Raw genomic sequence first — 13,286 nt, forward strand, 5'->3', positions numbered from 1 at the left:
CGTAAATTGCGAAACATGACAACACCCACCGGAACCGCCGAGCTGCATGAACTGGTATTGCCCGCGCTGGCCAACCACCACGGCACGCTGTTCGCGGGCCAGGGCCTGCAGCTCATGGCCAAGGCGGCCTTTCTCGCTGCGCGCAGCCTGGCACAGCGCGAGGTCGTGATGGCCGCCGTCACCGGCGTGGACTTCCTGGCGCCCGTGCCCGTGGGCCACGAGATCGTCCTGCGCGGCTGGGTCAGCCGCGTGGGGCGCAGCTCCATGACGGTCTGCGTCACCGCGTCGGCCCAGGCTCCGGGCATTGCCTGCGAGGACGTGCTCAAGGGCCTGTTCGAGATGGTGGCTGTCGACCACAACGGCCTTCCTGCGGCCATTGCCCATTCCTATCTGAACCAGGAGACCCTTCCATGAGTACCACGACCATCGACGCGCCATCTGCGTCCGCATTCAAGCCCAAGAAATCCGTCGCGCTGTCGGGCGTGACCGCCGGCAACACCGCGCTGTGCACCGTGGGCCGCTCGGGCAACGACCTGCACTATCGCGGCTACGACATCCTGGACATTGCCGAGGTCTGCGAGTTCGAGGAGATCGCCCATCTGCTGGTGCACGGCAAGCTGCCCACGCGCCCCGAACTGCAGGCCTACAAGACCAAATTGCAGGCGCTGCGCGGCCTGCCGGCCAGCGTCAGGCAGGCGCTGGAGCAGCTGCCTGCCGGCGCCCATCCGATGGACGTGATGCGCACCGGCGTCTCGGCCCTGGGCTGCGTGCTGCCGGAAAAGGACGACCACAACCTGGCGGGTGCCCGCGACATTGCCGACCGGCTCATGGCCAGCCTGGGCTCCATGCTGCTGTACTGGTACCACTGGAGCAATTCGGGCCGGCGCATCGAGGTGGAGACCGACGACGACTCCATCGGCGGCCACTTCCTGCATCTGCTGCACGGCCACCGGCCGTCCGAAGGCTGGGTGCGCGCCATGCACACCTCGCTCAACCTCTATGCAGAGCATGAGTTCAACGCCTCCACCTTCACGGCGCGCGTGATCGCGGGCACGGGCAGCGATATGTATTCCTCCATCGCGGGCGCCATCGGCGCGCTGCGCGGGCCTAAGCATGGCGGCGCCAACGAGGTGGCCTTCGAGATCCAGAAGCGCTACGACACGCCCGACGAGGCCGAGGCCGACATCCGCCGCCGCGTCGATGCCAAGGAAGTGGTGATCGGCTTCGGCCACCCGGTCTACACCGTCAGCGACCCGCGCAACGTGGTCATCAAGGGCGTGGCCAAGCGCCTGTCCGACGAGGCCGGAACCACCCGCATGTACGACATTGCCGACCGGCTGGAATCGGTGATGTGGGAGGTCAAGAAGATGTTCCCCAACCTGGACTGGTTCAGCGCCGTCAGCTACCACATGATGGGCGTGCCCACGGCCATGTTCACGCCGCTGTTCGTGATCGCGCGCACCAGCGGCTGGGCCGCGCACGTGATCGAGCAGCGCCAGGACAACAAGATCATCCGCCCCAGCGCCAACTACACGGGGCCGGATGACCAGACGTTCGTGCCCCTCGATGCGCGCGCCTGAGCCGCCGCTGTCCTGAACCTGGCGGGCGGGCTGCAGGCCTGCCCGCATTGCATCCGCCCCATGAACCACACCCACAAGAAACCCCTGCCCGGCACCACGGTGCACTACATCGATGCCCGCGCCGCCGTCGATGCGCTCTCGCCCGGCGCCTGGGCACGCCTGCCCTACACCGCCCGCGTCCACGCCGAGAACCTCGTGCGCCGCGCCGATCCCGCGCAGCTGCACGGCTACCTGCTGCAGCTCATCGAGCGCCGGCGTGACATCGACTTTCCCTGGTACCCCGTGCGCGTGGTCTGCCATGACATCCTGGGCCAGACCGCCCTGGTGGACCTGGCCGGCCTGCGCGACGCCATCGCGGCCGAAGGCGGCGACCCGGCCCAGGTCAACCCCGTCGTGCCCGTGCAGCTCATCGTGGACCACTCGCTGGCCGTGGAGTGCGGCGGCTTCGATCCCGATGCCTTCGTGAAGAACCGCGCCATCGAGGACCGCCGCAACGAGGACCGCTTCCACTTCATCGAGTGGACAAAAAAAGCCTTTGCCAACGTGGACGTGATCCCCGCAGGGAACGGGATCATGCACCAGATCAATCTGGAGAAGATGTCCCCCGTGGTGACAGTGCAGGATGGCCTGGCCTTCCCGGACACCTGTGTCGGCACCGACTCGCACACGCCCCATGTCGATGCCCTGGGCGTGATCGCCGTGGGCGTGGGCGGCCTTGAGGCCGAGAACGTCATGCTGGGCCGCGCCTCCTGGATGCGCATGCCCGAGATCGTGGGCGTGCGCCTCACGGGTCGGCGCCAGGGCGGCATCACCGCCACCGACATCGTGCTGGCCCTGACCGAATTCCTGCGCCAGCAAAAGGTGGTGGGCGCCTATGTGGAATTCTTTGGCGAGGGCGCCGACAGCCTGAGCATCGGCGACCGCGCCACCATCTCCAACATGTGCCCCGAATACGGCGCCACGGCGGCCATGTTCTCCATTGACGATCAGACCCTGGCCTACCTGCGCCTGACCGGCCGCGACGAGGCCCAGGTGCGCCTGGTCGAGGCCTATGCGCGCACCGCAGGTTTCTGGAGCGACAGCCTGGCCGATGCCCAGTACGAGCGCGTGCTGCAGTTCGACCTGTCCACCGTGGTGCGCAACATGGCCGGCCCCTCGAATCCGCACCGGCGCCTGCCCACCTCGGCCCTGGCCGAGCGCGGCATTGCCGATGCGGCCAAGCTGCAGGCCGCCCGCGCCCAGGAGGCGCAAGGCCTGATGCCCGATGGGGCCGTCATCATCGCGGCCATCACCAGCTGCACCAACACCAGCAACCCGCGCAATGTCATCGCCGCCGCCTTGCTGGCGCGCAATGCCAATCGCCTGGGTCTCACGCGCAAGCCCTGGGTCAAATCCTCGCTGGCGCCGGGCTCCAAGGCCGTGGAGCTGTACCTGAAGGAGGCCGGCCTGCTCACCGAGCTGGAGCAACTGGGCTTTGGCATCGTCGCCTTTGCCTGCACCACCTGCAACGGCATGAGCGGCGCGCTGGACCCCAGGATCCAGCAGGAAATCGTCGAGCGCGACCTCTACGCCACGGCCGTGCTCTCGGGCAACCGCAACTTCGACGGGCGCATCCATCCGTATGCCAAACAGGCCTTCCTGGCCTCGCCGCCGCTGGTCGTGGCCTATGCGCTGGCGGGCACCATCCGCTTCGACATAGAGCAGGACGTGCTGGCCGTGGTGGACGGCCGCGAGATCCGCCTCAAGGACCTGTGGCCCACCGACGAGGAGATCGACGCCATCGTCGAGCAAGCGGTCAAACCTGCGCAATTCCGCGCCGTCTACGAACCCATGTTCGCCATCCGCAAGGACGATGGCGACAAGGCACGGCCCCAGTACGACTGGCGCCCCCAGTCCACCTACATCCGCCGCCCGCCCTACTGGGATACCGAAGGCGTGGGCGCGCTGGCGGCCTTCCCGCGCACGCTGCGCAACATGCGGCCGCTGGCCCTGCTGCCCGACAACATCACCACCGACCACCTGTCGCCCTCCAACGCCATCCTGGCCGACAGCGCGGCGGGCGAATACCTGGCGCGCATGGGCCTGCCCGAGGAGGACTTCAACTCCTACGCCACCCACCGCGGCGACCACCTCACCGCCATGCGGGCCACCTTCGCCAACCCGCAGCTGGTCAATGAAATGGCCGTCATCGACGGCGTGCAGCACAAGGGATCGCTGGCGCGCATCGAGCCCGAAGGCCGCGTGGTGCGCATGTGGGAGGCCATGGAAACCTACCTGAACCGCCGCCAGCCGCTGATCATCATCGCGGGCGCCGACTACGGCCAGGGCAGCTCGCGCGACTGGGCGGCCAAGGGAGTGCGGCTGGCCGGAGTCGAGGCCGTGGTGGCCGAAGGCTTCGAGCGCATCCACCGCACCAACCTCATCGGCATGGGCGTGCTGCCGCTGCAGTTCCTGCCGGGCACCGACCGCAAGACCCTGGCCCTGGACGGCACGGAGGTCTATGGCGTGGAAGGCGAGCGCACGCCGGGCACCCAACTCACGCTGGTGGTCGAGCGCAGAAACGGCCAGACGCTGCGCGTGCCCGTGACCTGCCGGCTGGACACGGCCGAGGAGGTATCGGTCTACGAGGCGGGCGGCGTGCTGCAGCGCTTCGCGCAGGACTTCCTGGCGCAGGCTCAGGCAGCCTGAGCAGGGCGCGTGCCGGCGGCCAGCGGCTGGCGCGCCAGCTCGATGAAGGCCTGCAGATAGTCGGTCTGCAGGTCCGCCACGCGCGCACCCAGGAAGATCTGCTTGGCAATGCCCTGGGCGCCCAGGCGCACGGGAACCACGTCCAGCTTGCCCGCGTACTCCTGCACCAGCCAGCGCGGCAGGGCCGCCACGCCCCGGCCGCTGGCCACCATCTGCATCATGATGTCCGTGGTCTCTATGGCCTTCTGGCGGCGCGGCGTGATGCCGGCCGGCATGAGGAACTGGTTGTAGATGTCCAGCCGGTCCATGGGCACGGGATAGGTGATCAGCACCTCGGGCGCGAGCTGGGCGGCCTCCACGAAATCGGCCCCTGCCAGCGCATGCGCGCTGGAGACCACCAGCACCTGCTCGTAGTCGAACACAGGCACGAACTCCAGGCCCGCCTTGAACAGCGGATCGGGCGTGACCAGCAGGTCGATCTCGTAGCCGAACAGCGCGCCGATGCCGCCGAACTGGAATTTCTGCTTCACATCCACATCCACATCGGGCCAGCTCGCCAGATAGGGCGCGACGATCTTGAGCAGCCACTGGTAGCAGGGATGGCACTCCATGCCGATGCGCAGCGCGCCGCGCTCGCCCTGGGCGAACTGGCGCAGCCGCTCCTCGGCCAGGTCCAGCTGGGGCAGCACGCGCTGGGCCACGGCCAGCAGGTACTGGCCGGCCTGCGTCAGGCGCAGGCTGCGGCCTTCGCGCAGCCAGATGTCCGTGCCCAGCTGCTGCTCCAGCTTCTTCATGCTGTGGCTCAGCGCCGACTGCGTCACGCACAGCACGCCGGCCGCCGCCGTCAGCGAGCCTTGTTTTTCGACTTCACGGACGATGGCGAGGTGGGTGCGTTCGAGCATATTGGTGAGAAAAATTCATGGATTTTTGAACTAGAAAAATTCTAGTTCATTGATGTGGATCCATTCCATGGCTGCCTTCATCGATTGAAAGCAGTGCATGACCATCATTCATCACCTCGGTTTCCCCCATCGGCGCCCGGCGTGCTACGCAGCCGGTGCGCCGGGCTGCAGGGCGCCGTGCAGGAAGGACTGCTCCATCACGGCCGCCACGCTGGCCCGCGCAACACGGCCGCGCCGCTCCGCATCCAGCAGCCCCACGACCATGGACAGCCACAGCTCGGTCATGGCCGCAGCCGTGATGTCGATGCGGAACACGCCGGCCTGCTGGCCGCGCAGGAAAAAGGCATCCATGGCCGCCACCCATTCGCTCTCTATCTGGCCGACCACCGAGATGTCGGAGCGCCAGAAATACATCAGGAACAGCAGCAGCGTCTGGTGGTCCTGGCAGTGGGCGGTGAGGCGGCGCAGCGCCTCCAGCGGCGCGTGGCGCTCCAGCTCGGCCGCGCGCATGGCGCGCGACAGGGTGTCGGCCGCATGCCCGATGAGCCGGTCGATGAGCTGGTCGCGCGTGGGGCAGAAGCGGTAGAGCGTGGCCTTGCTGATGCCGATGGCGCGTGCCAGCTCCTGCAGATTGGCCTTGGGATCGTCCAGCAGCGCCAGTGCCAGTGCGCCCAGCAGCTTGCCTTCGTCCTCTTGCTTGGTGCTCGTCATCGCTTGTCATGCCTCCTTGGAAAGTGCGGGGATTTTATCTGTTGATGTTTTAAAGTATCAAATGAATCTATGTTGACTCATTTGATTCTGATATGTACCATCGCGGCCTTCGTATCGAACTCAATCAGGTTGTGAACATGAGCATGCGTCTGAACAAGCGACGTGGCCTGCCGCTGGCGGCCCTGGTGCTGGCCGCCCTGGCAGCGGGCTGCGGCCGCAACGAGGCTCCGGCCGCAGCGGGTGACGCGCTGCCCGTGGTGCAGGCCGTCACCGTGCAGCCCGCGCCTCTGGCCCTGTCCAGCGAGCTGCCGGGCCGTATCGAGCCCGTGCGCGTGGCCGAGGTGCGTGCGCGGGTGGCCGGCATCGTGCTGCGCCGCCATTTCGAGGAAGGCGCCGACGTCCGGGCCGGCCAGGTGCTGTTCCAGATCGACCCGGCGCCCCTGCGCGCCGCCCTGTCCCGCGCCCAGGGCCAGCTGGCCAGCGCCGAGGCGGCCCTGATCGAAGCGCGTGCCGTGGTCGGCCGCAACGCGCCGCTGGTGGCGCAGGAGGCAGTCAGCCGCCAGGACTTCGAAGCCATGCAGGCCCGCCTGCAGGCGGCCCAGGCCGCGCGGCAGTCCGCCCAGGCCGAGGTGCAGGCGGCCGCGCTGAACCTGGAATACGCCACGGTCAGGGCGCCTATCGCGGGCCGCATCGGCCGTGCACTGGTCACCGAGGGCGCCCTGGTGGGCCAGGGCGAGGCCACGCCCATGGCGCTGGTCCAGCAGCTCGACCCGGTCTATGCCGACTTCCAGCAGCCCGTGGCCGAAGCCCAGCGCCTGCGCGCGGCCCTGGCCGAGGGCCGCCTGGCACAGACGGAGGGCAAGGACGGCATGCCGGTCTCCCTGAAGGTGGACGGCACGGGCCTGCAGCGCACGGGGAGGCTGCTGTTCTCGGATGTGACGGTGGACCGCGGCACGGGCCAGATGGCGCTGCGCGGGCGCTTCGACAACCGCGACGGCATGCTGCTGCCCGGCATGTATGTGCGCGTGACCGTGGGCCAGGGCGTGGACCCTGCCGCCATCCTGGTGCCGCAGCGGGCCGTGCAGCGCAGCACCGACGGGCAGGCCCACGTGCTGGTGGTGGATGGCCAGGACACGCTGCAGATGCGCCCCGTGCAGACTGCGGCCATGCATGGCGCGCAGTGGCAGATCAGCGCAGGCCTCAAGGGCGGCGAGCGCGTGGTGGTGGGCCGCATGGCGGGCCTGCAGCCCGGGGCGCGGGTTCAGGTCACGGCCCTTTCCGATGCCGCGGCCTCCCCTACGGCGGGGCTGTCCGGCACCTTCAGCGCCTCCGGCAGCTCCGCCACGTCCAGCGACTGAGCCGGCGCCTGCCCAAGGAATAGACCATGTCCAAGTTCTTCATCAACCGCCCCAACTTCGCCTGGGTGGTGGCCATCTTCATCATGCTCGCCGGGCTGCTGGCCATACCGGCGCTGCCTGTCTCCCAGTTTCCCAACGTGGCGCCGCCGCAGATCTCGATCACCGCCAACTACCCGGGCGCCTCCGCCACCACGGTGATGGAGTCGGTGACCAGCGTCATCGAGGAGGAGCTCAACGGCACCAAGGGGCTGCTGTACTTCGACTCCTCCAGCGGCTCCACGGGCTTGGCCGAGATCACGGCCACCTTCGCCCCGGGCACCGAGCCCGCGCTGGCCCAGGTGGAGGTGCAAAACCGCATCAAGAAGGCCGAGGCGCGCCTGCCCGCGTCCGTGATGCAGATGGGCCTGCAGGTCGAGCAGGCCAGCGCCAACTTCCTGATGATCTACTCGCTGACCTACAAGGACGGCAGCGGCAGCGGCAGCGAGGTGGCCCTGTCCGACTACGCCGTGCGCAACATCAACAACGAGATCCGCCGCGTGCCCGGCGTGGGCAAGGTGCAGTTCTTCGCGGCCGATGTGGCCATGCGCGTCTGGGTCGATCCGGGCAAGCTGCTGGGCTACGGCCTGTCGGTGGCGGACGTGAACGCGGCCATCGCCGCCCAGAACGCGCAGGTGCCGGCCGGCAGCTTTGGCGCCTCGCCCGCAGGGCCCGGCCAGGAGCTGAGCGCCACCATTGCCGTCAAGGGCACGCTGGCCTCGCCCGAGGAGTTCGGCCAGATCGTGCTGCGTGCCAGGGCCGATGGCTCGGCCGTGCGCCTGGCCGATGTGGCGCGGCTGGAGGTCGGCCAGCTGGACTACAGCTTTTCCTCGCGCGAGGACGGCCGCCAGGGCGTGGCCGCCGCCGTGCAGCTGGCGCCCGGGGCCAACGCCATGCAGACGGCCAAGGCCGTCAAGGCGCGCCTGGCCGAGCTGTCGCAGAACTTCCCTGCCGGCATCCAGTACGCCGTGCCCTATGACACCTCGCGCTTCGTGGAAGTGGCCATCGGCAAGGTCATCCAGACCCTGGTGGAGGCCGTGGCGCTGGTGTTCCTGGTGATGTGGCTGTTCCTGCAGAACCTGCGCTACACGCTGATTCCCACCATCGTCGTGCCCGTGTGCCTGGCCGGCACCCTGGGCGTGATGTATGCGCTGGGCTTTTCGGTGAACATGATGACCATGTTCGGCATGGTGCTGGCCATCGGCATCCTGGTGGACGACGCCATCGTGGTGGTGGAGAACGTGGAGCGCCTCATGGCCGAGGAGGGGCTGTCGCCGCTGGCCGCCACGGTCAAGGCCATGCAGCAGGTCTCGGGCGCCATCGTCGGCATCACCCTGGTGCTGGTGGCGGTGTTCCTGCCGCTGGCCTTCATGAGCGGCTCGGTGGGCGTGATCTACCGGCAGTTCTCGCTGTCGCTGGCCGTGTCCATCCTGTTCCTCGGGCCTGCTGGCGCTGACCTTCACGCCGGCGCTGTGCGCCACGCTGCTCAAGCCCGTTGCCAAGGGCCACCACGCCGAGCGCAAGGGCTTCTTCGGCTGGTTCAACCGCCGCTTCGCGGCCCTGACCGAGCGCTTCGACCTGCTCAACCAGCGGCTGGTGCGCCGCGCCGGGCGCTGCATGCTGGTGTATGCCGCCATCGTGGCCGGGCTGGGCGTGGCGTACACGCGCATGCCCGAATCCTTCGTGCCCTACGAGGACATGGGCTACTACATCGTCGGCGTGCAACTGCCGCCGGGCGCCACCACGGAGCGCACCAAGGCCATGGTCAAGGACATGGAGGACTACATCCAGAGCCGCCCCGCCACGGCCCAGGCCGAGTTCCTGATGGGCTACAGCTTCTCGGGCATGGGGCAGAACGCGGCCCTGGCCTTCGTCACGCTCAAGGACTGGTCGGTGCGCGGCGCCGGGCAGGCGTCGTGGGACGAGGTGCAGGCCTTCAACCAGCGCTTTGCCAGCCTGTCCGACGGCACCGTCATGGCCGTGGACCCGCCGCCCATCGACGGCCTGGGCAACTCCGGCGGCTTTGCGCTGCGCCTGCAGGACCGCGCCAGCCTGGGCCGCGAGGCGCTGATCGCCGCGCGCGACCAGCTGCTGGCCAAGGCCAATGCCTCGCCCATCATTGCCTACGCCATGATGGAAAACCTGGAGGATGCGCCCCAGCTGCGGCTGGACATCGACCGGCGCAAGGCGCAGGCCCAGGGCGTGGATTTCAGCGCCATCAACACGGCCCTGTCCACCGCCTACGGCTCGGCCGTGATCAACGAGTTCCCCAACGCGGGCCGCCTGCAGCGCGTGGTGGTGCAGGCCGATGCCCAGGCCCGCGCGCGGCCCGAGGACATCCTGCGCCTGCACGTGCCCAACGCCGGCGGGCAGCAGGTGCCGCTGTCGGCCTTTGCGTCGGTGCGCTGGGAAAGCGGGCCGGTGCAGATCTCGCGCTACAACGGCTATCCGGCCTTCCGCATCTCGGGCGACGCCAGGCCCGGCCACACCACGGGCGAGGCCATGGCCGAGCTGGAACGCATCATGGCCGAGATGCCGCGCGGCATAGGCTACGAGTGGACGGCCCTGTCCTTCCAGGAGAAAGCCGCCGGTGCCCAGGCGCCCAAGCTGTTCGCGCTGGCCATCGTGGTGGTGTTCCTGCTGCTGGTGGCCCTGTACGAGAGCTGGAGCATTCCCGCCGCCGTGATGCTGATCGTGCCCATCGGCGCGCTGGGATCGGTGCTTGCCACCTCGGCCGTGGGCCTGTCCAACGACGTGTACTTCAAGGTGGGCCTGATCACCATCATCGGCCTGGCGGCCAAGAACGCCATCCTGATCGTGGAGTTCGCCAGGGACCTGCATGCGCAGGGGCACAGCCTGGCGCAGGCCGCGCTGCAGGCGGCGCGGCTGCGCTTTCGGCCCATCGTCATGACCTCGCTGGCCTTCATCCTGGGCGTGGTGCCGCTGGCGCTGGCCTCGGGCGCGGGCGCCTCCAGCCAGGCCGCCATCGGCTTTGGCGTGATCGGCGGCATGCTGTCGGCCACGCTGCTGGGGGTGGTCTTCGTTCCCGTCTTCTTCGTCTGGGTGCTGTCCCTGTTCCGGCGCAAGGCGCCGGCCGGCACCCCGCCTGCCCTGCAGGCCCCGGCAACCCCCATCGAGTAAGCGCCATGTCCATGCACTTCTTCCCACGCGCCCTGTGTGCGCTGGCCGCCAGCCTGGTGCTGGCGGGCTGCTCCCTCGCCCCGGTCCACCAGCGTCCGCAGGCGCCCATTCCCACGCAATGGCCGCAGCAGGATGCGGCGCCCGTGCTGTCCTCGTCGGCGGCCACGCTGGACTGGAACAGCTTCATCGCCGACCGCCAGCTGCGCCAGCTGGTGGACCTGGCCCAGGCCCACAACCGCGACCTGCGCCAGACCCTGCTCAACGTGGAGGCGGCACGCGCTCTGTACCAGGTGCAGCGCGCCGACCGCCTGCCCGGCGTGGGCCTGCAGGGCGGCGGCACGCGCCAGCGCCTGCCGGGCGACATGAATGCCACGGGCCAGCCGCAGGTGCAGGGCAGCTGGCAGGCCGGCCTGGGGCTGGCCGCCTTCGAGCTGGACCTGTTCGGCCGCGTGCGCAATCTGTCCGAAGCCGCCCTGGGCGAGTACCTGGCCACCGAAGAGGCCGCGCGCGCGGCCCGCATCAGCCTGGGCGCCGAGGTGGTGCAGGCCTACCTGTCCCGCGACGGGGCCCTGCGCCGCCTGCAACTGGCGCAGCGCACGCTGCAAAGCCGTGAATCCTCGCTGCGCCTGACCGCGCAGCGGCGCCAGGCGGGCACGGCCACCGCCCTGGATCACCAGGATGCCCTGGGCCTGGCCGCCCAGGCCCGCGCCGACGTGGAGCGCAGCGAACGCGAACTGCGCCAGGCCGGCAACGCCCTGCTGCTGCTGACGGGCGTGGAGGATCTGGGGCCGTACCTGTCCGCAGGGTCTGCACAGTCGGCAAAGTCGCCCGACGTGCCCATGCTGCTGCAGGATCTGTCGGCCGGCACGCCTTCCGAACTGCTCATCCACCGCCCGGACATCCAGGCGGCCGAGCACCGGCTGCGCGCGCGCAGCGCGGACATTGGTGCGGCGCGCGCGGCCTTCTTCCCGCGCATCTCGCTCACCGGCTTCCTGGGATCGTCCAGCGCCGATCTGTCCGACCTGTTCCGCTCGGGCCAGCGCGCCTGGTCGTTCACTCCCCAGGTCACGCTGCCCCTCTTCGACGGGGGGCGCAACCGCGCCAACCTCGACCTGGCCGTGCTGCGCAAGGACATGGCCGTGGCAGCCTACGAGCAGGCCATCCAGACCGCCTTCCGCGAAGTGGCCGACGCCCTGGCCGCCACCGACACGCTGCGCCGCGAGGAAGCCGCGCGCCTGGCGCTGCGCGACAGCAGCCGCGAAAGCCTGCGGCTGGCGCAGGCCCGTTACCAGGCGGGGGTGGACGACCATCTGCGCTACCTGGACGCACAGCGCAACGCCTTCGCCAATGAAAGTGCCTACATCGATACCGTGACCCAGCGGCAGTTGGCGCTGGCCCAGCTGTTCCGCGTGCTGGGCGGCAGCTGGACGGCGCCGCCGCCACCACCACCGCAGTCCCAGCCTGTGGTGGCCGTCCAGCAGCCCTGAGCACCGAGCAGCCCTGGGCCCCGGCTACGCCGCCTCCACCCGCGCGTTGTAGGCCGCCAGGGTCCGCTGCCAGGCGGGCCGGGCCAGGCATCTGTCGCGGTAGGCCACCACGGCGGGGCAGGGCGCGGTCAGCGTGCTGTCCGGGATGCAGGCGAGCACATGCGCCATCAGGATGTCGGCCACCGTGAATTCGTCGGTGGCAATGAAGCGGCGCCCGTCCAGCCAGCGCTCCAGGTTGCCCAGCATGCGATGCGCCCAGCTCACCAGGAATTCGCGGTGCTTGCCGCAGCTTCTATCGGCCGTCCAGTCCAGCACCATCAGGCTGAGCAGCGGCGGCTCCACCGTGTTCATGGCTGCAAAGCACCAGCGCAGCACCTGGGCCTCGCCGTTTGCATTGGAGGGCATCAGCCGGCCGCACTTCCTGGCCAGATGCAGCACGATGGCGGCCGACTCCGAAATCACCTGCCCGTCATCGTCCAGCGCCGGAATCTGCTCGAAGGGGCTGAGCCGGCGGTAGGCCTCGGTGTTCAGGTCGTGCGCGGGATGGTCCATGCCCGCGATCTCGAAGGGCAGCTGCATCTCTTCGAGTGCCCACAGCACGCGCAGATCGCGCGTGCGGCCGCGTGCGCCGGCATTGACCCTGGAAAAACCGTAGAGCTTGAGCATGGTGGCGTTCTCCGCAGTGGTGATCCTGCCGGCCATGCTACTCGTGGCTGCCGAGGTGTGGGCATCACCTGGCGTCCCGTGCACGGCAGCGCGTTCACAGCGCCCCGAACACCTCGGGCAGGGCCGCATCGCGCGGCATGCCGCCATAGCTCTTGGTTCCGCCCTGGCTGTCGATCACCACGATGCCCGGCGTGCCACGGAAGCCCAGGGACATCATCAGCTTGCGGTGGGCCTCCAGCGTCTTGCGCACGTCGGGGCTGACGCTGAAGGCGGGCGCTATGCCGCCCTGGGCGGACTTCTTCTCGTGCTCCATCAGTGCGGCCGCGCGGTCCGGGGCCTGCAGGATGGCGGCGGCCTTGGCCGGGCTGTCGTCCCGGATCACGCCCACCAGGATGTGGCGCAGCTGCACCTTGCCTGCGTCCACCCAGGGACGCGCGGCCTCCCAGAACTTGTGGCAGTACTTGCAGTTGGGGTCGGTGAAGGTATAGATCACGCGCGGCGCATCGGCCTTGCCATCGGGCACCCAGGTGGAGGCCTCCAGCTGCGCCTGCACGGTGTCGCCCGCCGGCTTGGCGGCCTGGACCTGGGCCTGTGGCGCCTGGGCCGTGGCAGGGCCTTCTGCGGCCGTGGCCCATCCCGCCGCCAGAAAGAGGCTGGCAGCCATGCCTGCAAAAAGGACGGTGCGTTGAAGATGCATGGGAACTCCTTGAAACGGTT

At 69.1% G+C, this 13,286-nt stretch carries 9 protein-coding genes and 1 pseudogene; 6 read left to right on the forward strand and 4 right to left on the reverse strand.

The genetic code is table 11. From position 1 onward, the window contains the following. Positions 1-15 precede the first annotated feature (15 nt). Genes U6958_RS05720 through acnD form a run of 3 tightly spaced genes read left to right on the forward strand, consistent with a single transcriptional unit; the run spans position 16 to position 4,268 of the window. Positions 16-414, forward strand: coding sequence for an acyl-CoA thioesterase (locus tag U6958_RS05720; RefSeq protein ID WP_074922441.1), 399 nt, complete (start codon positions 16-18; stop codon positions 412-414). Then, the gene (gene prpC / locus U6958_RS05725; protein ID WP_016452714.1) at positions 411-1,580 is read left to right on the forward strand and encodes a 2-methylcitrate synthase; all 1,170 of its coding nucleotides are present in this window, start codon (positions 411-413) and stop codon (positions 1,578-1,580) included. Before U6958_RS05720 ends, prpC begins: the two co-directional genes overlap by 4 nt. A 60-nt stretch (positions 1,581-1,640) precedes the next feature. Continuing rightward, a complete protein-coding gene (gene acnD / locus U6958_RS05730; RefSeq protein ID WP_074922440.1) occupies positions 1,641-4,268 on the forward strand; it encodes a Fe/S-dependent 2-methylisocitrate dehydratase AcnD in 2,628 nt (875 codons plus the stop codon). Here acnD and U6958_RS05735 read toward each other — a convergent pair. Then, entirely contained in the window at positions 4,256-5,170 is a 915-nt protein-coding gene (locus U6958_RS05735) for a LysR family transcriptional regulator (protein ID WP_074922439.1), read from the reverse strand. The genes acnD and U6958_RS05735 overlap by 13 nt on opposite strands. Before the next feature lie 144 nt (positions 5,171-5,314). Further along, positions 5,315-5,881 (reverse strand): TetR/AcrR family transcriptional regulator, encoded by a 567-nt coding sequence (locus U6958_RS05740; protein WP_016448405.1) that lies wholly within the window; start codon positions 5,879-5,881, stop codon positions 5,315-5,317. A gap of 137 nt (positions 5,882-6,018) precedes the next feature. Between U6958_RS05740 and U6958_RS05745 the strand changes: the two genes are divergently transcribed. From U6958_RS05745 to U6958_RS05755, 3 genes and pseudogenes are all read left to right on the forward strand, one after another. After that, positions 6,019-7,239: an efflux RND transporter periplasmic adaptor subunit gene (locus tag U6958_RS05745; protein ID WP_074922438.1), complete on the forward strand. Its 1,221-nt coding sequence runs from the start codon at positions 6,019-6,021 to the stop codon at positions 7,237-7,239. Positions 7,240-7,265: 26 nt separating this feature from the next. Continuing rightward, a pseudogene (locus U6958_RS05750) lies at positions 7,266-10,416 on the forward strand (multidrug efflux RND transporter permease subunit). A 5-nt stretch (positions 10,417-10,421) separates the two neighbouring features. Then, positions 10,422-11,903 (forward strand): efflux transporter outer membrane subunit, encoded by a 1,482-nt coding sequence (locus U6958_RS05755; RefSeq protein WP_074922436.1) that lies wholly within the window; start codon positions 10,422-10,424, stop codon positions 11,901-11,903. Positions 11,904-11,927: 24 nt separating this feature from the next. Here U6958_RS05755 and U6958_RS05760 read toward each other — a convergent pair whose 3' ends face one another. Both U6958_RS05760 and dsbG read right to left on the reverse strand, forming a co-directional pair. Continuing rightward, entirely contained in the window at positions 11,928-12,605 is a 678-nt protein-coding gene (locus tag U6958_RS05760; protein WP_244160486.1) for a glutathione S-transferase family protein, read from the reverse strand. Between the two features lie 58 nt (positions 12,606-12,663). Beyond that, on the reverse strand, positions 12,664-13,266 hold the full coding sequence (gene dsbG, locus U6958_RS05765; protein ID WP_074922435.1) for a thiol:disulfide interchange protein DsbG: 603 nt from the start codon (positions 13,264-13,266) through the stop codon (positions 12,664-12,666). Positions 13,267-13,286: the final 20 nt, after the last annotated feature.

Source organism: Delftia lacustris (assembly GCF_040267515.1).
GTDB classification, from domain to species: domain Bacteria; phylum Pseudomonadota; class Gammaproteobacteria; order Burkholderiales; family Burkholderiaceae_C; genus Comamonas; species Comamonas tsuruhatensis.

What these genes read in the sequence shown, in the direction of transcription:
- prpC (WP_016452714.1), top strand. Translation starts at nt 411, where the DNA reads ATGAGTACCACGACCATCGACGCGCCATCTGCGTCCGCATTCAAGCCC.
- U6958_RS05760 (WP_244160486.1), bottom strand. Translation starts at nt 12,605, where the DNA reads ATGGCCGGCAGGATCACCACTGCGGAGAACGCCACCATGCTCAAGCTC.
- U6958_RS05735 (WP_074922439.1), bottom strand. Translation starts at nt 5,170, where the DNA reads ATGCTCGAACGCACCCACCTCGCCATCGTCCGTGAAGTCGAAAAACAA.
- dsbG (WP_074922435.1), bottom strand. Translation starts at nt 13,266, where the DNA reads ATGCATCTTCAACGCACCGTCCTTTTTGCAGGCATGGCTGCCAGCCTC.
- acnD (WP_074922440.1), top strand. Translation starts at nt 1,641, where the DNA reads ATGAACCACACCCACAAGAAACCCCTGCCCGGCACCACGGTGCACTAC.
- U6958_RS05720 (WP_074922441.1), top strand. Translation starts at nt 16, where the DNA reads ATGACAACACCCACCGGAACCGCCGAGCTGCATGAACTGGTATTGCCC.
- U6958_RS05740 (WP_016448405.1), bottom strand. Translation starts at nt 5,881, where the DNA reads ATGACGAGCACCAAGCAAGAGGACGAAGGCAAGCTGCTGGGCGCACTG.
- U6958_RS05745 (WP_074922438.1), top strand. Translation starts at nt 6,019, where the DNA reads ATGAGCATGCGTCTGAACAAGCGACGTGGCCTGCCGCTGGCGGCCCTG.
- U6958_RS05755 (WP_074922436.1), top strand. Translation starts at nt 10,422, where the DNA reads ATGTCCATGCACTTCTTCCCACGCGCCCTGTGTGCGCTGGCCGCCAGC.